At 72.5% G+C, this 18,418-nt stretch carries 19 protein-coding genes; 8 read left to right on the top strand and 11 right to left on the bottom strand.

Features of this window, described 5'->3' with window-relative positions; translation table 11 throughout:
• The first annotated feature begins 66 nt into the window (after positions 1-66).
• Positions 67-480: a Fur family transcriptional regulator gene (locus KV557_RS01430; protein WP_218197686.1), complete on the top strand. Its 414-nt coding sequence runs from the start codon at positions 67-69 to the stop codon at positions 478-480.
• On the opposite strand, the gene KV557_RS01435 is transcribed toward KV557_RS01430, so the two are convergent.
• A complete protein-coding gene (locus KV557_RS01435) occupies positions 447-668 on the bottom strand; it encodes a hypothetical protein (RefSeq protein WP_218197687.1) in 222 nt (73 codons plus the stop codon). The genes KV557_RS01430 and KV557_RS01435 overlap by 34 nt on opposite strands.
• On the opposite strand from KV557_RS01435, the gene KV557_RS01440 reads away from it, so the two are divergent.
• On the top strand, positions 614-1,429 hold the full coding sequence (locus KV557_RS01440; protein WP_305148961.1) for an NADPH-dependent F420 reductase: 816 nt from the start codon (positions 614-616) through the stop codon (positions 1,427-1,429). The genes KV557_RS01435 and KV557_RS01440 overlap by 55 nt on opposite strands.
• A gap of 45 nt (positions 1,430-1,474) precedes the next feature.
• Here the strand turns inward: KV557_RS01440 and galK are convergent, their stop codons facing one another.
• On the bottom strand, positions 1,475-2,605 hold the full coding sequence (galK, locus tag KV557_RS01445; RefSeq protein ID WP_218197689.1) for a galactokinase: 1,131 nt from the start codon (positions 2,603-2,605) through the stop codon (positions 1,475-1,477).
• Positions 2,602-3,711, bottom strand: a complete 1,110-nt coding sequence (galT, locus tag KV557_RS01450) for a galactose-1-phosphate uridylyltransferase (protein WP_218197690.1) — start codon at positions 3,709-3,711, stop codon at positions 2,602-2,604. The genes galK and galT overlap by 4 nt, the downstream gene beginning before the upstream one ends.
• Positions 3,712-3,905: 194 nt before the next feature.
• On the opposite strand from galT, the gene KV557_RS01455 reads away from it, so the two are divergent.
• Positions 3,906-4,724, top strand: coding sequence for a DeoR/GlpR family DNA-binding transcription regulator (locus KV557_RS01455; protein WP_218197691.1), 819 nt, complete (start codon positions 3,906-3,908; stop codon positions 4,722-4,724).
• Here the strand turns inward: KV557_RS01455 and KV557_RS01460 are convergent.
• Genes KV557_RS01460 through KV557_RS01480 form a run of 5 tightly spaced genes read right to left on the bottom strand, consistent with a single transcriptional unit; the run spans position 4,721 to position 10,774 of the window.
• Positions 4,721-5,785, bottom strand: coding sequence for a LacI family DNA-binding transcriptional regulator (locus tag KV557_RS01460; RefSeq protein ID WP_218197692.1), 1,065 nt, complete (start codon positions 5,783-5,785; stop codon positions 4,721-4,723). The two genes, KV557_RS01455 and KV557_RS01460, sit on opposite strands and share 4 nt — an antisense overlap.
• 30 nt (positions 5,786-5,815) lie before the next feature.
• Positions 5,816-7,552, bottom strand: a complete 1,737-nt coding sequence (locus KV557_RS01465) for a glycoside hydrolase family 36 protein (RefSeq protein WP_218197693.1) — start codon at positions 7,550-7,552, stop codon at positions 5,816-5,818.
• 56 nt (positions 7,553-7,608) lie between these two features.
• Positions 7,609-8,454: a carbohydrate ABC transporter permease gene (locus KV557_RS01470; RefSeq protein WP_308129719.1), complete on the bottom strand. Its 846-nt coding sequence runs from the start codon at positions 8,452-8,454 to the stop codon at positions 7,609-7,611.
• Positions 8,451-9,434, bottom strand: a complete 984-nt coding sequence (locus tag KV557_RS01475) for a carbohydrate ABC transporter permease (RefSeq protein WP_218197694.1) — start codon at positions 9,432-9,434, stop codon at positions 8,451-8,453. The genes KV557_RS01470 and KV557_RS01475 overlap by 4 nt, the downstream gene beginning before the upstream one ends.
• The gene (locus KV557_RS01480; protein ID WP_218197695.1) at positions 9,431-10,774 is read right to left on the bottom strand and encodes an ABC transporter substrate-binding protein; all 1,344 of its coding nucleotides are present in this window, start codon (positions 10,772-10,774) and stop codon (positions 9,431-9,433) included. Before KV557_RS01480 ends, KV557_RS01475 begins: the two co-directional genes overlap by 4 nt.
• Before the next feature lie 520 nt (positions 10,775-11,294).
• Between KV557_RS01480 and KV557_RS01485 the strand changes: the two genes are divergently transcribed.
• The 3 genes from KV557_RS01485 to KV557_RS01495 all read left to right on the top strand — a co-directional run bounded on the left by KV557_RS01485 (position 11,295) and on the right by KV557_RS01495 (position 13,007).
• Positions 11,295-11,771, top strand: coding sequence for an Imm50 family immunity protein (locus KV557_RS01485; RefSeq protein WP_218197696.1), 477 nt, complete (start codon positions 11,295-11,297; stop codon positions 11,769-11,771).
• Entirely contained in the window at positions 11,761-12,159 is a 399-nt protein-coding gene (locus tag KV557_RS01490; protein ID WP_218197697.1) for an immunity 50 family protein, read from the top strand. Before KV557_RS01485 ends, KV557_RS01490 begins: the two co-directional genes overlap by 11 nt.
• A 443-nt stretch (positions 12,160-12,602) precedes the next feature.
• Entirely contained in the window at positions 12,603-13,007 is a 405-nt protein-coding gene (locus KV557_RS01495; RefSeq protein WP_218197698.1) for a hypothetical protein, read from the top strand.
• Positions 13,008-13,137: 130 nt separating this feature from the next.
• Here the strand turns inward: KV557_RS01495 and KV557_RS01500 are convergent, their stop codons facing one another.
• The 3 genes from KV557_RS01500 to KV557_RS01510 all read right to left on the bottom strand — a co-directional run bounded on the left by KV557_RS01500 (position 13,138) and on the right by KV557_RS01510 (position 14,982).
• Positions 13,138-13,302, bottom strand: a complete 165-nt coding sequence (locus KV557_RS01500) for a hypothetical protein (RefSeq protein ID WP_218197699.1) — start codon at positions 13,300-13,302, stop codon at positions 13,138-13,140.
• A 111-nt stretch (positions 13,303-13,413) separates the two neighbouring features.
• Complete coding sequence (gene lysA / locus KV557_RS01505; protein WP_218197700.1) at positions 13,414-14,769, bottom strand: diaminopimelate decarboxylase; 1,356 nt, start codon at positions 14,767-14,769, stop codon at positions 13,414-13,416.
• 36 nt (positions 14,770-14,805) lie between these two features.
• Entirely contained in the window at positions 14,806-14,982 is a 177-nt protein-coding gene (locus KV557_RS01510; protein ID WP_218197701.1) for a hypothetical protein, read from the bottom strand.
• A 372-nt stretch (positions 14,983-15,354) separates the two neighbouring features.
• Between KV557_RS01510 and kdpB the strand changes: the two genes are divergently transcribed.
• Together kdpB and KV557_RS01520 are read left to right on the top strand one after the other, a co-directional pair.
• Complete coding sequence (kdpB, locus tag KV557_RS01515) at positions 15,355-17,547, top strand: potassium-transporting ATPase subunit KdpB (protein WP_218197702.1); 2,193 nt, start codon at positions 15,355-15,357, stop codon at positions 17,545-17,547.
• Positions 17,548-17,717: 170 nt separating this feature from the next.
• Positions 17,718-18,203 carry a universal stress protein gene (locus KV557_RS01520; protein ID WP_218197703.1) on the top strand — a complete coding sequence of 162 codons (486 nt, stop codon included), beginning with the start codon at positions 17,718-17,720 and terminating at the stop codon, positions 18,201-18,203.
• The last annotated feature ends 215 nt before the right edge of the window (positions 18,204-18,418 follow it).

Here is an 18,418-nt window from a genome sequence, read left to right on the forward strand (position 1 = left end):
CCGGATAGCCGTGATATCCGTTGATAAACTCCGGGTTTCCCCATGGACCTGAATAGGTGAACCGACATGAGCGACCTCCTGGAACGACTGCGCGGGCGCGGCTGGCGCCTCACCTCCCAGCGGCGTGTCGTGGCGGAGGTCCTCGACGGCGACCATGTCCATCTCACCGCCGACGAGGTGCACGCCCGGGCCGCGCAGCGGCTCCCGGAGATCTCCCGGGCCACCGTCTACAACACCCTGGGCGAGCTGGTCACGCTCGGCGAGGTCACCGAGGTCTCCACCGACGGCCGCGCCAAGCGCTACGACCCCAACGCCCACCACCCGCACCAGCACCTGGTCTGCACCGGCTGCGGCACCATCCGCGACGTCCACCCGGCCGGCGACCCGCTGGCCGACCTGCCGGCGGAGCAGCGGTTCGGCTTCACCGTCTCCGGCGCCGAGGTCACCTACCGGGGCCTCTGCCCGGCCTGCGCCGCATAGTCCTGGGCCTCCCCGGGTCTCCAGCGGATCGGGAGGGCCTTGAGACCGTCCTGGGCCTTGAGACCGTTCTGGAAGTTGGCGTCCTGGTAGCCGATCACCTGGTTCGCCCAGTCGAGCAGCAGCTGCCCGGGTCCTGCCGTACCGCCCACCCCGCGGCGGCCCGCGGCCCCGGGCCAGGCCTGCGTCAACCTGGGTCCGGCAGAACCACCCCTGGGAGTGGGAATCGGCGGGGCCGTCGGGTGGTTGGGCCATGGCGAGCAGGCGTCTACTCTCGCGAAGGGGTCATCCCATGAAGATCGGCATCATCGGCGCGGGCAACATCGGCGGCAACCTGACCAGGCGGCTCACCGCCCTCGGCCACGAGGTCGCGGTCGCCAACTCGCGCGGCCCGCAGACGCTGAGCGCGCTCGTCGAGGAAACCGGCGCGACGGCGGTGGCGGCCGCCGAGGCCGCGCGGGGCGCGGAGGTCGTGGTGGTCACGGTGCCGCTGAAGGCCGTGCCGGACCTGCCGAACGGCCTGCTGGACGGCGCGGCCGAGGGCGTGGCTGTGATCGACACCGGCAACTACTACCCGCAGCAGCGCGACGGCCGGATCGCCCCGATCGAGGACGGCCTCACCGAGAGCCGCTGGACGGAGCAGCAGCTCGGCCACCCGGTGGTGAAGGCGTTCAACGGCACCTACGCCCAGGACATCCTCGACCGTCCCCGCCCCCAGGGCGACCCGGAGCGCATCGCCGTCCCGGTGGCGGGCGACGACGATGCGGCCAAGCGCGTGGTGCGGGCGCTGATCGACGATCTGGGCTTCGACACGGTCGACGCCGGTGGCCTCGACGACTCCTGGCGCCAGCAGCCCGGCACCCCGGTCTACGGCCTGCGCGCGGGCGTCGAGGGCGTCACCCGGGCCCTGGCCGAGGCCTCCCCGGAGCGCCCGGCGGATCACCGGGCGTAGCAGGGTGGTGCCCGATGGCTCGGGAGGGCCACCGGGCAGCGGCGGTCAGGCGATACGGCGTGCGCCCTCGGCCGGGACGGCGGTGAGGGTGCGCGGGGTGGCGTAGCCCGCTTCGCGGAAGGCGGTGGCGACCTCGGCGGCGACGGACTCGGCGGCCGTCGCGTTCACCAGCGCGATGACCGAGCCGCCGAAGCCGCCGCCCGTAATCCTCGCGCCGTGGGCGCCGGCTGCCACCGCCGTGCTGACCGCCAGGTCGGTCTCGGGGCAGGACACCCGGTAGTCGTCGCGGAGGGAGGCGTGGCCGGCGGTGAGGATCGGGCCGAGGGCGGCGAGGTCGCCGGCGTCCAGGTGGGTCACGGCCTCGGCCACCCGCTCGTTCTCGGTGACCACGTGCCGCACCAGCGGCCGCAGCTCGTCAGGCAGCTGCGCCAGCGCGGACGGCAGGTCGGCGGGCCCGAGGTCGCGCAGGGCGGGCAGGCCGAGCAGCCCGGCGGCCCGCTCGCAGCCGGCCCGCAGGGCGGCGTACGCGCCGTCGCCGAGGTCGTGCTTGACCCGGGTGTCCAGGACGAGCAGCGCGAGGCCCGCGCCCGCCAGGTCCACCGGCACCTGGCGCATCGCCAGGTCCCGGCTGTCCAGGTGCAGGGCCGCTCCCGCCCGGCAGCACATGGATGCCATCTGGTCCATGATCCCGCACGGCACGCCGACGAAGGCGTTCTCCGCCCGCTGCGCGATCAGCGCCAGCTCGGGCGCCGAAAGGCCCAGCCCGTACAGGTCGTTGTACGCGAGGGCGACCGCGCACTCCAGCGCGGCCGAGGACGACAGCCCGGCGCCCGTGGGCACGTCGCTGTCCAGGGACAGCTCCGCGCCGCCGACCTCGTGCCCGGCCTCGCACAGCGCCCACACCACCGCCGCCGGGTACCCGGCCCAGCCGGTGACCCCGCCCGGGGCGAGGTCCGCGACGGCCACCTCCACGACGGCCCCGTCCCCGCGCGTGGAGTGCAGCCGAAGCAGCCCGTCGTCGCGCCGCCGGGCCTGGGCGCGGACGGTCTGCGGCAGCGCGATCGGCAGCACGAAGCCCAGGTTGTAGTCGGTGTGTTCACCGATCAGGTTGACCCGCCCGGGGGCCGCCCACTCCCCCTCCGGGGCACGGCCGTGGATCTGGGCGAAGGTGTTCATCGGGCAACCTCCCGCAGCCGGCGGGCCGCGTCCTCGGGGGTGACGTCGTTGACGAAGGCGTCCATGCCGGATTCCACCCCGGCCAGGTACTTGAGCTTGTCGGCGGTGCGCCGGATCGTGAACAGCTCCAGGTGCAGGGCGAGTTCGTCGCGCTGCCCGGCCGGGGCCTGGTGCCAGGCGGAGATGTACGGGGTGCGCCCGCCGCCGAAGAGGCGGTCGAAGCGGCGCAGCACGTCGAGGTAGAGCCGGGGGAACTCGGCGCGCTGGGCCGCGTCGAGGGCGGTGAGGTCGGGCACGCGGCGGTGCGGGTAGAGGTGCACCTCGTAGGGCCAGCGGGCGGCGAACGGGACGAAGGCCGTCCAGTGCTCGCCGGCCACCACCACCCTGTCCCCGTCCGCCCGTTCGGCCGCGACGAGGTCGTCGAAGAGGTTGCGGCCGGTGGCGGCGCGGTGCTCGGTGGCCTGCGCGATCATGCGCGCGGTGCGCGGGGTGGTGAACGGGAAGGCGTAGATCTGGCCGTGCGGGTGGGCGAGGGTGACGCCGATCTCGGCTCCGCGGTTCTCGAAGCAGTAGACCTGCCGGACGCCGGGGAGGGCGGAGAGGGCGGCGGTGCGGTCGGTCCAGGCATCGAGGACGAGCCGGGCCCGGGGCTCGTCGAGGTCGGCGAAGGAGGCGTCGTGGTCGGCGGTGAAGCAGACCACCTCGCAGCGTCCGGCTCCGGGTCCGGCCGTCCGGAGTCCGTCATCGGAAGCGTCACCGGGAACGCCGGCGGGCGCGCCGGCCAGGGACGGGAACCGGTTCTCGAAGACGGCCACCTGGTAGTCGTCGGCGGGGATCTCGCTGAGCCGCCCGTCCCGGGACGGGCAGAGCGGGCACTCCTCGGCGGGCGGCTGGTAGGTGCGGGCCTGCCGGTGGGCGGCGACGGTGACCCAGTCGCCGGTGGCCGGGTCCAGCCGGCACTGGGAGGCGGGGGCCTGCGGGTCGAGCGGGCGCCGGTCGACGGCGTTCCGGGGGACGGCGGCGCCGCTGTCGTAGTAGATGAGCTCCCGGCCGTCCGCGAGCGTGGTCACGGTCCTGGCGGTGGGCTCGGTGACGGTCCCGGCCATGGCCTCTTTCTCTCTTCTCGGTCCGACGATGATCCGAAGATGATTCCGACGACGGTGATCCGACGGGTGATCCGACATGAACCAACAAACTCGAACACTATCCAACAGACCCGACTGTCCGGAAGCGCCCCGCGCCTGCCATGATGGCGGTGACCGCGGCCGCCCGGGCCGCGCCGACCCGAGGAGGCCGTCCGATGGCCGACAGCGCCCAACCGCTCGCCGGGCAGCGGCGCGTGCTGATCCTGGAGCAGGTCCGCGCGCGGGGCGGGGTCCGGGTGACCGAACTGGTCCGCGACCTCGGCGTCTCCGACATGACCGTCCGACGCGACCTCGACGCCCTCGCCCGCCGCGGGCTGGTGCAGAAGGTGCACGGCGGGGCGGTGCGGATCGAGGCCCCGGCGAGCGGTGAGCCCGGGTTCGAGACCAAGGCGCACTGGGAGCTGCCCGCCAAGGAGGCGATCGCCCGGGCCGCCGCCGCCCTGGTGCCGCCCGGCTCGGCGGTCGGCCTCGCAGCCGGCACGACGACCTTCGCGGTGGCCCGGCACCTGCGGGCCGTCGAGGGCCTGACCGTGGTCACCAACTCGCTGCGGATCGCCGACCTGCTGGAACAGCCCGACGAGGACGGCACGCCCGCCACCGCGACGGTGATCCGCACCGGCGGCGTCCGCACGCCCTCGGACGCCCTGGTCGGTCCGGTGGCCGACCAGGCGATCCGCTCGCTGCACGTCAACGTGCTGATCATGGGCTGCCACGGCCTGTCCGCGGAGACCGGGCTGACCACCCCGAACCTCGCCGAGGCGGAGACCAACCGGGCCTTCCTGCAGGCCGCCCGCCGCGTGGTGGTCGTGGCCGACCACACCAAGTGGAACGCCGTCGGCCTGGCCTCCTTCGCCACCCTGGAGCAGCTCGACGTGCTGGTGACCGACGACGCCCTGCCCGCCGAGGACCGGGCCGCCGCCGCCCGGCTGGTCGGCGAGCTGATCGTCGCACCGTCCGGGGAAGCCACCCCCTAGGAACTGGTCCTCACCACCAGCTCCGTCGGCAGCTCCAGACCCGCCGCCGGCACCCCCTCCCCCCGTACCTGCCCCAGCAGCCGCTCGACCAGCGCGACGGCGATCGCACGCAGCGGCAGCCGGACGGAGGTCAGCGCGGGGTGCAGGTGGCGGCAGAGCGGGGTGTCGTGGAAGCCGGTCACTGCCACGTCCCGCCCGACCGCCAGCCCCTCGGCGCGGACGGCCTCGTAGACGTCCAGCGCCAGCAGGTCGCCGGCCGCCGCGAAGGCCGTCGGCCGGTCCGGGCCGGCCAGCAGCTGCCGGACGGCGGCGACGTCCGGCCGTACCGCGGTCACCGCCGTCAGCCCGAGCCGCCGCGCCTCGGCGAGGAAGCCGGCCCGGCGGTCCGCCATCCACGGCAGGTCCTCCGCGCCGCCGACGTAGCCGATCCGCCGGTGGCCGCGCTCGGCGAGGTGCCGGACCACGGCGGCCATCGCCGGGCCGTTGGCGATGTCCACCCACTGCTGCGGCTCCCCCGGCCCGATCCGCCCGAAGGTGGTGAACGGGACGCCGGCCCGGGCGACATGCCCGATCCGGGGGTCGTCGCGCAGCACGTCCGCCAACACCAGCCCGTCGACCTGGCGGGCCGCCACGAGTTCGTCGATGGCCGCCAGCGGGTCCGCCGTGCCGGGCGCGGGCCGGAACAGCAGCACCCGCTGGCCCCGCGCCCCGGCCGCGTCGACCAGCGCCTCCAGGAAGCCGGCCATCAGCGGGTTGGGGTCGAACGGGTCGTCCACCGGCGCGAGGTAGCCGATCGTGCGCCGGGCGCCGCTGCGCAGCGACCGGGCCGACTGGTCGGGCTGGTAGCCGAGTTCGCGGATCGCCGCGGTGACCCGTTCCAGGGTGTCGGGGCGGACCCGCTGCGGGGCGTTCAGCGCGTTGGAGACGGTCTGCCGGGACACCCCGGCCGCGCGGGCCACCTCCTCGATGGTGGTGGCGCCGCGGCGTGGTCGGCGTGTTCCCTCGGGTGTGAGGCGTGTTCCCTCGGGTGTCTCGGGTGTGAGGCGTGTTCCCTCGGGCATGGAACCTCTCCCAGGCGGTCGGTCAGGTCGTCACGGACGGCGCAGGGTCAGCAGCCCGCCGCGCGGCACCGGGACGACGCCGTCGCGGCCGAGCTCGACCACGCCCTGCCGGACGATACGCCCTCGGGCGTCCTGGACGGTGGCCGCCGCCGTCCCGCCACCGCCGGTGAGGCGGACGTCCGGGTCGGCGTCGGCGTTGGCGACCAGCAGGGTGTGCCAGTCGTCGCCGGAGACGTCCACCGGCAGCGCCGCGTACCGGGCCACGGCCACCGTCCCGCCGCCGGTGGCGGTGACCATCGGGTAGCCGAGGTCGGGCCGGGCCGGGCGCAGGTCGCCGAGCTGCAGCGTGCCGATGTGCTCGCGGACGACCCCGAGCCAGAACGCGAGCGCCTCGCGCTGCCCGGGGCTCTGCGCGGCGAGGTCGACGGAGACCTGCGGCACCGCGAACAGCACGTTGATCAGGTGACAGGCGATCTGCTCGGGCGGCTCGGCCGGGTGCCACATCAGCATGTCGGCGTGGACCGGGACGGGCCCGGCGGCGAGCCGCACGTCGATGGTGCGCTGCCGGTTCTCCTGCGGGCTGAGCGGGCAGTCGGTGGCCCGGATCATGGTGACGTACGGCCACAGGCCGGGGCTGACGTACGGCTGGCGGTGCTCGATCATCGCCTCCGGCTTGACCGCGGCGATCCGCCGGCGGAGGCCGGCGAGCAGCAGTTCGACGCCCTCGTCGACGCTCTCGGTGTCCGCCTCGGGGCCGACGGGCGGCACGTCGGTGCGGGCGAACCAGTCGACGAAGTCGACCTTCAGCCCGTCCATGCCCCACTCCTCGACGGCGCGCGCGAGCCGGCCGGTCAGGAACTCGCGGACCTCCGGGTAGCGCGGGTCGGCGACGATCGCACCCATGTGGCCGGCGTCGGCGAGCGCGGACCGGCCGATCCTCTCGAAGGCGGCGCTGTCCTTGCCGATGAACGGCAGCGCGAACCAGAGCATGTACTGGACGCCGAGGTCGTGCACGCGCCGGACGTGGGCGGCGGTGTCCGGGAGCGAGACCGGCTCCCAGTCGCCGCAGTGCCCGTAGCCGCGGGTGCGGTCGGCGGTCATCCAGCCGTCGTCGACGATGACGACGTCCATACCGAGCTCCTTGCCGAGCGCGGCCTGGGTCTCGACGGCCTTCGGCGAGACGTCCTGGTGCATCGCGTACCAGGTGGAGTAGGCGGGGCGGCGCGCGGCCTCGGGGATGTCGGGGATGTCGGCCTCGCGGCCGGTCCGCCACCAGGCGGCGAGCCCGGCCAGGCAGCGGGCGTAGTGGCGGCGCGAGGTGTCGATCCGGACGGTGAGCCGGCCGGCGGCCTGCGCCCAGAACCGGAACTCGCCGGTCTCCTCGACCACACCGGCGCCGGCCAGCACGTCGGGGCGCTCGGCGGCGAAGGCGCAGATCGCGACGTCACCGGTGCCGACCAGGGCGGCGATCGGGGCGCCGCCGGCGAGGCCGGTGCGGCGCGGGGCGCTCCAGGCGGCGGGAAGCCAGCCGGTGCCGCGCGGTTCGGGCGTCCAGAAGGCGGTGGCGTCCACGCAGGGCACCCGCCACTCGATCCGGACGTCGCCGTCGCCGTCGGCGGTCACCTCGACGAGGCCGTCACCCACCGCGCGGGCCGTCGCCGCGCCGCTGACCCGCAGGTCCAGGCCCTCGGCGTAGAGCGGGCGCAGGGCGCCGGCGGCGGGGGCGTGCGGCTCCCAGATGTCGGTCGTGCTCAGCGTTTCGTCCATGCTCAGTCTTCCGTCCGTACTCAGCCTGTCGTCCATGCCCGGCCTTTCGTCCATGCTCAGCCCTTCGTCGCGCCGGCCAGCAGGCCGGAGATGAACTGCCGCTGGAGGACCAGGAAGAGGACCATCATCGGCAGGGTGGACAGCGCGGTGCCGGAGAGGATCGCGCCGTAGTCGGTGTTGCTCTTGTTGCCGTGCAGGGTCGCGAGGGCCACCGGCAGGGTGTGCATCGCGGGGCTGCGCAGCGCGACCAGCGGCCAGACGAACTGGTTCCAGGAGCCCAGGAACAGGAAGATCGACAGGGCCGCGAGCACCGGCCGCATGACCGGCACGACGACGCTCCACAGCACGCGGAACTCGCCCGCGCCGTCGACCCGTGCGGCGTCCAGGAGTTCGTCCGGCATGCCGCTGAGGGACTGGCGCATGAGGAAGATCGCGAACGGCACGCACAGGCCCGGCAGGATCAGCGCCTGGTAGGTGTCGAGCAGCCCGAAGGACATCATCATCTTGAACAGCGGTACCAGCATGACCTGTTCGGGCACCACGAGAGTGGAGAGCAGCAGCCCGAACAGCAAAGTACGGCCCCGGAAGCGGAACTTGGCGAAGGCGTACCCCGCCAGCAGGGCTACGACCAGCGCGCCGAGCGTCTGAACTCCCGCCACCAGCAGCGAGTTGCCGACGACCCGGAGCAGGCCGATCCGGTGCTGGAGGTGGTCGATGTTGGCGCCGAGGTTGCCACCGGGCAGCAGCTTGGGCGGCCAGTCGAAGATCTCGTCGTCCTTGCGGGTGGCGGCGACGACCAGCCAGTAGAACGGTCCGACGGACAGGCCGGTGACGCCCGCCAGGACAAAGGTGAGCGGCCAGCCCCGCAGCTTCTTGAGGTTCACGGGTTTCTTGGGGTTCACCGGTCTCGCTCTCCCATCAGGCGCATCTGGACCGCGCCGAGCACCGACACGAGCAGGGTGAGCGCGTAGGCGATGGCGGAGGCGTAGCCGAAGTCGAAGTACCGGAAGCCGTTCTGGTACAGGTACATGGAGACGGTCAGGGTCGCGTTGTCCGGGCCACCGCCGGTCAACACGTAGGGCTCGTCGAAGAGTTGGAGCGTCCCGATGGTGGAGAGGACGACCGTGAACAGCAGCACCGGGCGCAGCGCGGGCACGGTGATGGCGGTGAAGCGGCGGATCGGGCCGGCGCCGTCGACCATCGCGGCCTCGTACAGCTCCTTGGGGATGCTCTGCAGGCCGGCCAGGTAGATGACGGCGTTGTAGCCGGTGTAGTGCCAGGTGAGCACGAGGACGACGGCCATCCGGGCCCAGAACGGTTGGCCCAGCCAGTCGACGGTGGGCAGGCCGATCGCGTTAAGCAGCCAGTTGATCGCGCCGTTGTCGGTGTTGAGCAGGAAGGCGAAGATCACGCCGGTGGCGACCAGGCCGGTGACGGCGGGCATGAAGACGCCGAGCCGCCAGACGGCGCGCCAGCGCACCAGGACGGAGTTGATGCCGACGGCCATCAGCAGGGCCAGGCCGAGCATCAGCGGAACTTGCACGACGAGGATCTCGGCGGTGTTGCGCAGGGCCGTCCAGAACAGCGGATCGTCCAGCAGGCGGCGGTAGTTGGCGAGGCCGGCGTTGTGGGTGGCGGCGCCGGCGCCGGTGGTGAAGGACAGCAGCAGCGAGTCGATGATCGGGTAGGCCTTGAACACGCCGAAGGTGATCAGGGCGGGGGCGAGCAGCAGGTAGGGCAGGGCCTTGCGGCGGGCCCGGGCCCGGCGGTGGGCCCGTTCGGGGGCCGGGTTCGCCACCGGCTCGCCCAGCACGGCGGGTTGGGTGGCGGTTGGCTGGGTGGCGGTTGGCTGAGTGGCGGCGGGCTGGGCGGCGGCGGTCATCCGATGCCGCGTCCGGTCTGCTGGGCGAGTTGCTTGGCGGCGTCCTGGAGCACGGCGGCCGGGTCGCCACCCTTGAGGAAGACCTTGGTCTGGGCGTCGCTGACGAGCTTGAGCGCGCGGGCGTAGTCCCCGGAGTAGTTGGTGGCGTCGCCGCCGTCGGTGGCCAGTTCGGCGAACGTCCTCAGCACGGCCTGGCCGCCGTAGAAGGCGCTGGGCGCGCCGTACATCGAGCCGCTGTAGGCCTCGACGAGCGCGGGGAAGACGCCGCCCGCGTCGAACATGCTGTTCACCGAGGCGGGGCGGGTGAGCGCGTACTCGACGAACTTCCAGGCGGCGCGGCGGCGTGGGCTGGATGCGGCGACGGCGAGGTGGGTGGAGTTGACGAGCGCGGTGCGCTTGCCGCCGGCCACTACCGCCGGGGGCTTGGCGAGCCGCCAGTTGCCGCTCTGGTCGGGAAACTTCTTCTCCAGGTAGTGCGCGGCCCAGGCGGGCATCGGGGCGACGGCGAGCTTGCCGGCCTTCATCAGGTTGGCCCAGCCCTGGTCGCCGGAGGCGTCGGCGATCAGCCCGGCGTCCTCCAGGCGCTTGACCGTGGTGAGGGCGCGGACGTCCGGCTCCGAGCCGAGGGTGATCTTCCCCTGGAGGTCGAAGTAGAACGCGCCCTGGAGCTGCATCAGGGACTGCAGGAAGTCGAGGTCGGGGTCGGGGTTGGCGGACTTGCTGATGCCGATCAGGGAGATGCCCGGGTTGGCGGCCTTGAAGCGGTCGGCGGCCGCGATCAGGTCGTCCCAGGTGGCGAGGACGGCGGGGTCGATGCCGGCCTTGTCGAAATAGTCCTTGCGGTAGAAGAACCCGAGCGGGTTGACCTCCCAGGGCAGCGCGTAGGCGTGGCCGTCCTTGCCGGTGACGACCGGCCACAGGCCCTTGACGAACGCCTCCTTGTGGGCGTCGGCGCCGAACTCGGAGAGGTTGGCCAGGCCGCCGGGGAACTTCTCCAGGTAGCCGGGCAGGTAGTCGCAGCCGATGTGCAGGACGTCGCCGAGGCCCTGGCCGCCGGCCGCGAGGCCCACGGTGATCTTGTCCCAGATGGCGGGGTTGCCGATGTCCTGAACGTCGACCTTGATCCCCGGGTTGTCCTTCTCGAACGCCGGGACGACCCCGCGCAGGGCGGCGGCGGCCGTGGCCCATGACCAGACGGTGACCGTACCGGTGTCGGCGTCGCCGCCCGAGGCCGCCCCCGAACCGGAGTCGCCGCAGGCCGTGAGCGCGCCGCCGGCGGCCAGGGCCAGCAGGCCCGCTCCGGAGGCGCGGAGCAGATCACGGCGGGAAAGGTGTGACATTGCATTCCTCTCTGTGGGGGTGGCGAGGATGGGAAGAATCAGGGATTTGAACGTTCAAACACACAAAACAGATCAGAACCAAACAGCCTCGAACGGGCGGCTCACAGCAAACGCCCACCCTCCCCGCGCCGTCAACCCCTGGGCGGGGAGAGGGTGGGCTCCGCAACCGTTCCGTTATCGGTTGTCCGACGGGCGTGGAGTGGGAGTCCAGCGGGCCGTACGTGCCGATCGGCACGTACGGCCCCTCAGCCAGAGCAGGCGCAGCACAAGCCTCCGAGGGCGTGGTACCGAGCGCCGGGGCGGGCTACTTCGGCCCGCCCCGGCGCTCGCCTCCCCGGCAGACACATGGGCAGCGTTCGTCACTGTCCTCAGGGCCGGCGAGTTCCCCAACACCTGAAAGGTTGCGCGAGAAGTCGGCCGGGCCGACTTCTCGCGCAGCAGGGCGCGAAGCACCCAGAGCCGGAGGGACCCACCCATGTCAGCCGGCACGTGGCCGGAGCTCTTGGTCCACTCCGAACGGTTGACCGCGCTCTACTCTGAGTTGCCGCCCTTGGAGCACCTGGTTCTCAGATCGGTGCACCTGAGCCCGTACGGCGCCGCTGTGAAGTTGCGGGTCGAGCTCCCACGCTTCCCGGACCTCGCTCCCCCGGCTTGGACCGAAGCCGGCTGTGACCGCTTCGAGGCACAGATCGAGTTCATGGGCGTGGGCGAAGACCTTCGGATGCGGGGTGTTCCCGACCACACCGTGGTCGACATCGAGCTCGCCCCCTTCGTCGAGAGCCGAGAGCGCCGGATCACGGTCACGGTGAGCGGGCCGGGGCTCTCGTTGGACTTCACTGCGCATGCGGCGCTCAGGGCCGGCCGGCTCAACGCCTACCGCTCCAGCGGCGCCGATCCCTACGCAGCTCGGCGGTGGTTCGAGAGCCGGCTCGACCAGCGCCTGCACCCGAACCAGGTACTGCCTCCCACGACAGCGAAGACGTTCTATGAGCGGTGACCATGACTGGTCCACCGAGTTGACCAGCCCCGAGACGGTCCGCGCAGTCCTTGGCTCCCCACCGCCACCACTGAGCGACTACGAGCTGACCTCCGTCCTCATCGACGAACGCGAAGCGTCGGTCACCTTGAGGTTCTTCGCCTTCGCTGTCCCAGCCGGGGCCGCGCACCTGTGGCAGGCGCGAGGCCACAACGCGGTCGGGTTCGTCCTGGTCTGCCTCGGCGTGACGAACTTCGAGGTGGACGCCTGGTCCGGCTGGCCGACAACCACCGCCACCCTCGCAGGGAAGACGGTCGTGCTCGGAGGCCAGGGCAAGCACGTGTCCTTCCAGGCCGCCGAGATCCGCGCCAAGTCCCCGATTGGATGGCTGGCCAGCCGAGCGCAGTGACGTCACCCGAAGGGCGAAGGGATTGGCGTGCGCGGGGAGCCTCACCGCAAGGGTGAACCCCGCGGATGTTCGACAGGGGGTCCGAGCATGAGACAGAACTGTGGGTCAGCAATGCCCACTCGCACCCTGATCATCCATCATCAGCTTCCCTCGCGAAAGGGCGGGGCTAAAGGACTGCGCGAGAAGTCGGCCGGGCCGACTTCTCGCGCGGTCTCGTACGTTCCAGCCTTTCGATCAACGCCCAAACTCCGCTCCACTCTTCGCAGTTGACGCCATCGAACCGCACTGGTATCAAGACTTGTTGAATGGCACGCCCGTCATCTGCCACAGGGTCGCAGCCTTGTGCTGACGGACGTCGTCTCGAATCCGGCCGCGTCCGACACGCCGGCGGTGAGGTGCACCACCGGTGTCACACGGGCGCGATGGAAATCAACGGGGGAGTTATGATGCGCAACACGCTGCGCCGCACTGGCGTCATGGCCGCGATCGCGATCCTGGCCACGATGGGCGCCGTCTCGACGGCGAGCGCCGACGACGGCCACTACCTGTCCGGCTCCGACGTCGTCGCCGGCTCCGGGTGCAAGGCCTGGATGAACGGCCGGGGTCACGGGAACGGCTTCCAGGTGCAGGGTCGTGTGGAGAGCTGGCTGCGGTGGGGCTCCTGCACCATGTGGCTGGAGCAGCGCCGTGACGGCGAGAGGAACTACCACCCGATCTCCAGCAAGATCTCGGTGAGCGGCTGGGCCGACCAGGACTGGAGCGCCTTCTACCCGGACGGCTCCCACCTGAACACTCGGGTGTGTGTCAAGTTCGGGGGCGACTTCGCGCAGTGTTCCAAGTCGTTCTAAGGGAGCCACGGGCACGCCTGTGGCCCGCCCCTACGACCGGGGTTTGCCCGGGGCCGGGCCCTGTACGCCACTGAGAACGTTGCGGGAGAAGTCGGCTCGGCCGCCTTCTCCCGCAACCCGGGCATGCCCTTTAGTTGTGGCCGAAACGGCGGTGATGCTTGCGGGAAACGTCCGCCGGGGAAGCCTCGGCCTCTGATTGGGCCTGGGCTTCCATCGTCGACTTCTGTTCCTGCTGCGCGCCGCGTTCGGCGATCGAAGCCCGCTGCTTCTGCTTGCGGTCCTTGTTCTTGGCCATGGTGATGCCTCCTGCGGGGGTCCGGGGCCAGGGCCGCTCTCAGACTCACACACCTCAACTGAGACCGCATATCGGGCAATTACAGTGCGTAGCACCGGCGCCCTGCGGCCCTCAGCGGCCGACTTCCCGCAGGCGGAAGTCCTCCACCGTCTCCCGTCGGATCAGCAGCCGCGCCCGCCCGTCCTTCACGGCCGCCACAGCCGGACGGCCCACCAGGTTGTAGCCCGACGCCATCGAGAGCTGGTACGCGCCGGCCGCGGGCACCGCCAGCAGGTCCCCGGCGCGCAGGTCGGCGGGGAGAACCGCATCCCGGACCAGCACGTCGCCCGCCTCGCAGTGGCGGCCGACCACGTCCACCCGGGCCGTGCCCGCCTCCGAACGTCGGCCCACCAGGCGGACCATGTACGGCGAGCCGTACAGGGCCGGGCGCGGGTTGTCGCTCATGCCGCCGTCCACGGCGGCGAAGCAGCGGCCGTCCGCCGTGTGCTTCACCGACAGCACCCGGTACACCGCCACCGCCGCCGGCCCGACCACCGCACGGCCCGGCTCGACGACCAGGCGCGGCACCTCCAGGTCCGCCTCGGCGCAGCGCACGGCGAGCCGGTCCGTCACCCGGACGGCGAACGCGGCAAGGTCCAACTCCGCATCCCCCGGCAGGTAGCGGATGCCGTGGCCGCCGCCGAGGTCCAGCTCTCGCAGCTCGACGCCGTACCGGTCGCGCACCTCGGCCATCAGCCCCACCAGCGCGTCCACCGCCCGCAGGAACGGCTCCACCTCGGTGATCTGCGAGCCCAAGTGGCAGTGCAGCCCGGCCAGTTCGAGGCCCGGCTGGTCCAGCACCCGGGCAATGGCATCAGCCGCGTCGCCGCCCTCGATCGGGAAGCCGAACTTCTGCCCGCCGACGCCCGTCTGCACCGCCGCGTGGTGCCCGGCCGCGATCCCCGGGACGACCCGGACCAGCACCTTCTGCGGGGTGTCCGCTGCCACCAGCGCCGCCAGCCGGGCGATCTCCGCCGGACCGTCGATGACGATCCGGCCCACCCGCAGCCGCCGGGCCAGCCGCAGCTCCTCCGGGGACTTGGCGTTGCCGTGCAGCAGGATCCGCTGCGCCGGGAGCCCGGCCGAAGCGGCCAGCCACAGCTCGCCGGACGAGCAGACGTCCAGGCCCAGGCCCTCCTCCGCCACCCAGTCGACCATCGCGCTGCACAGGAAGGCCTTGGCCGCGTACAGCACGTCGGCGTGCGGCATCGCCCGCCGGTACGCGCGGGCGCGGGCCCGTACCTCGGCCTCGTCCAGAACGTACAGCGGGGTGCCGAACCGCTCGGCCGCCTCCGCCAGCCCCACCCCGCCGACCAGCAGGTCCCCGCCGGGCCCGGGCCGCGCCGAGGCCGGCCAGGGATCGCCGACCGCCTCGGGGGCGTCGGCGGGGGCAGGGGCGGGGACAGTCGGGGCGATCAGCTGGGTCATGGCGGCTCTCCTACGGAACGTCGTACGGGTGGCTGGTCAGTCCTCGAAGTGCATCGAGATCCGGCAGTGCGCCGGACGGGTGCGGTCGTGCGCGGCCGCCGGCGCCGGGGCCGGCTCGGGCCGCTCCGGGGCGGCCGGCCGCTCGGGGACGGGCAGCAGACGGACCGGACGGCGCAGCGGCTGGTCGACGGCGGCGGCTGTGGCAGTGGCCATGGCGGGCTCCTCGGGGGTCGGGAGGGCCGTCGTCCGCGGCCCTCGCTTCCAGTGGAGACCCTTCGCGCACCGATGGCACCCGGCCTTGACGCGTGGTCTACGCATCGGGGGCGGACCTTGACGGATTCCTGACATCCGCCCGCTTCCCGTCAAGCTCCCGCCGACCCTCAGCACTCCGAACGACCGTTCGTGCCGGTCGGAGATCTGTTCGATCACGTGTCAGGGAACTGTCAAGGATGTCCGGTTCGCCGCCAAGCCTGCGTCAAGACCGGCATGGCGCCCGGGATTCCGATGGTGGGCTGTCGGCCGTCCCCGCCGCCACCGAGCCCGCCGCCCCGCCGTCCGGGGCAGCCCGGAAGGTCCCCCGAGACGATGCGCCGTTCGGCCCTCACCCCACCGGACACCACCGCCACCGGAACCAACTGGTTCCGCCGCCCGGAAAGCCCCCGCGACCGAGAACAGCCACCGCACCACCCCAGCCACCGGCCGACCGGTTCCAGGAACGGACGCCGGCAGCTCATCACCCGACAGCAGCTCACCGAGGCCCTGCCCGCCGCCGTCCGCAAGCTCCACCCGCGCACCATGGCCCGCAACCCGGTGATGCTCGCCGTCGAAACCGGCTCCGCGCTCACCACGATCAACGCGGTCGTCCACCCGAGCGTCTTCGCCTGGGTGATCGGCTTCTGGCTCTGGCTCACCGTGCTGTTCGCCAACCTCGCCGAGGCCGTCGCCGAGAGCCGCGGCAAGGCGCAGGCCGAATCGCTCCGCCGCGCCCAGGCCGGCACCACCGCCCGGCGGCTGCTGCACTGGCGGGTCGGCACCCGCGACCGGCGCCACGAGGTCATCCCCGCCGAGGAGTTGATGCTGCACGACATCGTGTTCGTGCCGGCCGGCGAGGCCATCCCACAGGACGGCGAGGTGGTCGAGGGCGTCGCGAGCGTCGACGAGTCGGCGATCACCGGCGAGTCCGCGCCCGTCATCCGCGAGTCCGGCGGCGACCGCACCGGCGTCACCGGCGGCACCAAGGTGCTCTCCGACCACCTGATCATCCGGGTCACCTCCCGGCCCGGGCAGAGCTTCATCGACCGGATGATCAACCTCGTCGAGGGCGCCAACCGGCAGAAGACGCCGAACGAAATCGCGCTCAACATCCTGCTCGCCTCGCTCACGATCGTCTTCGTGCTCTCCGTCGTCTCGCTCCAGCCGATGGCCATCTACGCGCACGCGCCGCAGACCACGATCGTGCTCGTCGCCCTGATGGTCGCGCTCATCCCGACCACCATCGGCGCGCTGCTCTCCGCCATCGGCATCGCCGGGATGGACCGGCTCGTCCAGCGCAACGTCGTCGCCCTCTCCGGCCGGGCCGTCGAGGCCGCCGGGGACGTCGACGTCCTGCTGCTCGACAAGACCGGCACCATCACCTACGGCAACCGGCGGGCGGTCGCCCTGCACCCGCTGCCCGGTGCCACCACCGAACAGCTCGCCGAGGCCTCGCAGTTGGCGTCGGTGGCCGACCAGACGCCGGAAGGGCGGTCGCTCGTCGAACTGATGAACCGTCAATACTGGGTGCCGCCGAGGGCGCCCGGCGAACTCGGCGAGCAGCAGCCGGTCCCGTTCACCGCGTACAGCCGGATGAGCGGCGTCGACCTGAGCTGGCCCGACGGCACCACCTGCCTCATCCGCAAGGGCGCCGCCAACGCCGTCGCCCAGTGGGTCGTGCAGTCCGGCGGACGGCTGCCGATGGAGGCCAAGCCGCTCGTCGACCGGATCGCCGAGGCCGGCGGCACCCCGCTGCTCGTCGCCGTCCACGACCGGCACGGCGCCCGCGCGCTCGGCGTCGTCGAACTCAAGGACGTCGTCAAGGAAGGCATCGCCGAACGTTTCGCCGAACTGCGGCGGATGGGCATCCGCACCGTCATGGTCACCGGCGACAACCCGCTCACCGCCAAGGCCATCGCGGAGGAGGCCGGAGTCGACGACTTCCTCGCCGAGGCCACCCCCGAGGACAAGCTCGCCTACCTGCGGCAGGAGCAGGCCGCCGGGAACATGGTCGCCATGACCGGCGACGGCACCAACGACGCGCCCGCCCTCGCCCAGGCCGACGTCGGGGTCGCCATGAACTCCGGCACCCCGGCCGCGAAGGAGGCCGGCAACATGGTCGACCTCGACTCCAACCCGGCCAAGCTCATCGACATCATCCGGGTCGGCAAGCAACTCCTCATCACCCGGGGCGCGTTGACCACCTTCTCGATCACCAACGACGTGGCCAAGTTCTTCGCGATCATCCCCGCGATGTTCGCCGGCTCCCACCCCGGGCTGCACCACCTCAACATCATGGGCCTGCACAGCCCCACCTCGGCGATCGCCTCCGCGATCATCTTCAACGCGCTGATCATCGTCGCGCTCATCCCGCTCGCGCTGCGCGGCGTCCGGTACCAGCCCGCCTCGGCCACCGACCTGCTCCGGCGCAACCTGCGGGTGTACGGGCTCGGCGGGCTGATCCTGCCGTTCCTCGGCATCAAGGCGATCGACCTGCTGATCGAGTTCGTGCCCGGACTGGGCTGATCCGGAGGGCTTTTCGGGCAGGCTGCCGGGCGGGCTGTCAGGGGGCCGTCAAGAATCGGGCGGCGGGCGTCATGGCGGTGTCAGCGGCGGTACGGACGGGCCGGTTCCGGGGTTCACTGGAGACATCCGAACCCAGGAGTACGGAACCGGAGAAACGGAGGCGAACGGCCATGACCGGGACCACCCGAGTGATCGTCGGCCTGAGCGGATCACTGAGCAGTCTGGCCGCCCTCTACCACGCCGTCGGGGAGGCGGCCCGGCACGGGGCCACCCTCGTCCCGGTCGCCGCGTGGACCCCGAACGACCGGGACGGGCTGCGGCCGCTGTCCGAACTGGAGCACGCCGCCCGGCGGCGCCTCGACATCGCCTTCGAGCAGGCCTACGGCGGCTACCCGTCCGACCTGGTCATCCACCCCCTCGTGGTCAGGTCCGAACCCGGGCCCGCCCTGGTCGGCGCCGTCTCCGGCCCGGACGACCTGCTCGTCATCGGCGCCGCCACCCGCCGCCGCCTCGACCGCCTGCGGCACGCCTCGGTCGCCCGGCACTGCCGCCACCGGGCGGGCTGCCGCGTCGTCGAGGTGTCCCCGTCGGAGCTCCTCACCCGCCTCGAACTCCCCGCCCGCACCGGCGCACCCCTTCCCCTCCTCGCCCGCTGAGACCCGCCCGCCGAGCCGGGCGTGTCACCCACGCCGCCCGGCGGGCGCCAACACCGCCGCAGCCCCGCCCCGATCCCCCTCGGGCGGGGCTGCGGCGTGCCCAACTCCCGGACAGCGGACCCAACTTGTGAGGGCGAAGGGGGTTGGGGCCCGGCGAAGCCGGAGCCGCCGCGGAGGAGTTCGGGCCGACGAAGCCAGGGCGGGGCGCGTGGGCC

The sequence above is a fragment of the Kitasatospora aureofaciens genome, assembly GCF_019192735.1.
GTDB classification, from domain to species: domain Bacteria; phylum Actinomycetota; class Actinomycetes; order Streptomycetales; family Streptomycetaceae; genus Kitasatospora; species Kitasatospora aureofaciens_A.

Coding starts and splice junctions, on each gene's coding strand:
- KV557_RS01430 (WP_218197686.1), top strand. CDS start 67: ATGAGCGACCTCCTGGAACGACTGCGCGGGCGCGGCTGGCGCCTCACC.
- galK (WP_218197689.1), bottom strand. CDS start 2,605: ATGAACACCTTCGCCCAGATCCACGGCCGTGCCCCGGAGGGGGAGTGG.
- galT (WP_218197690.1), bottom strand. CDS start 3,711: ATGGCCGGGACCGTCACCGAGCCCACCGCCAGGACCGTGACCACGCTC.
- KV557_RS01455 (WP_218197691.1), top strand. CDS start 3,906: ATGGCCGACAGCGCCCAACCGCTCGCCGGGCAGCGGCGCGTGCTGATC.
- KV557_RS01460 (WP_218197692.1), bottom strand. CDS start 5,785: ATGCCCGAGGGAACACGCCTCACACCCGAGACACCCGAGGGAACACGC.
- KV557_RS01465 (WP_218197693.1), bottom strand. CDS start 7,552: ATGGACGAAACGCTGAGCACGACCGACATCTGGGAGCCGCACGCCCCC.
- KV557_RS01475 (WP_218197694.1), bottom strand. CDS start 9,434: ATGACCGCCGCCGCCCAGCCCGCCGCCACTCAGCCAACCGCCACCCAG.
- KV557_RS01480 (WP_218197695.1), bottom strand. CDS start 10,774: ATGTCACACCTTTCCCGCCGTGATCTGCTCCGCGCCTCCGGAGCGGGC.
- KV557_RS01490 (WP_218197697.1), top strand. CDS start 11,761: ATGAGCGGTGACCATGACTGGTCCACCGAGTTGACCAGCCCCGAGACG.
- KV557_RS01495 (WP_218197698.1), top strand. CDS start 12,603: ATGATGCGCAACACGCTGCGCCGCACTGGCGTCATGGCCGCGATCGCG.
- KV557_RS01500 (WP_218197699.1), bottom strand. CDS start 13,302: ATGGCCAAGAACAAGGACCGCAAGCAGAAGCAGCGGGCTTCGATCGCC.
- lysA (WP_218197700.1), bottom strand. CDS start 14,769: ATGACCCAGCTGATCGCCCCGACTGTCCCCGCCCCTGCCCCCGCCGAC.
- KV557_RS01510 (WP_218197701.1), bottom strand. CDS start 14,982: ATGGCCACTGCCACAGCCGCCGCCGTCGACCAGCCGCTGCGCCGTCCG.
- kdpB (WP_218197702.1), top strand. CDS start 15,355: ATGCGCCGTTCGGCCCTCACCCCACCGGACACCACCGCCACCGGAACC.
- KV557_RS01520 (WP_218197703.1), top strand. CDS start 17,718: ATGACCGGGACCACCCGAGTGATCGTCGGCCTGAGCGGATCACTGAGC.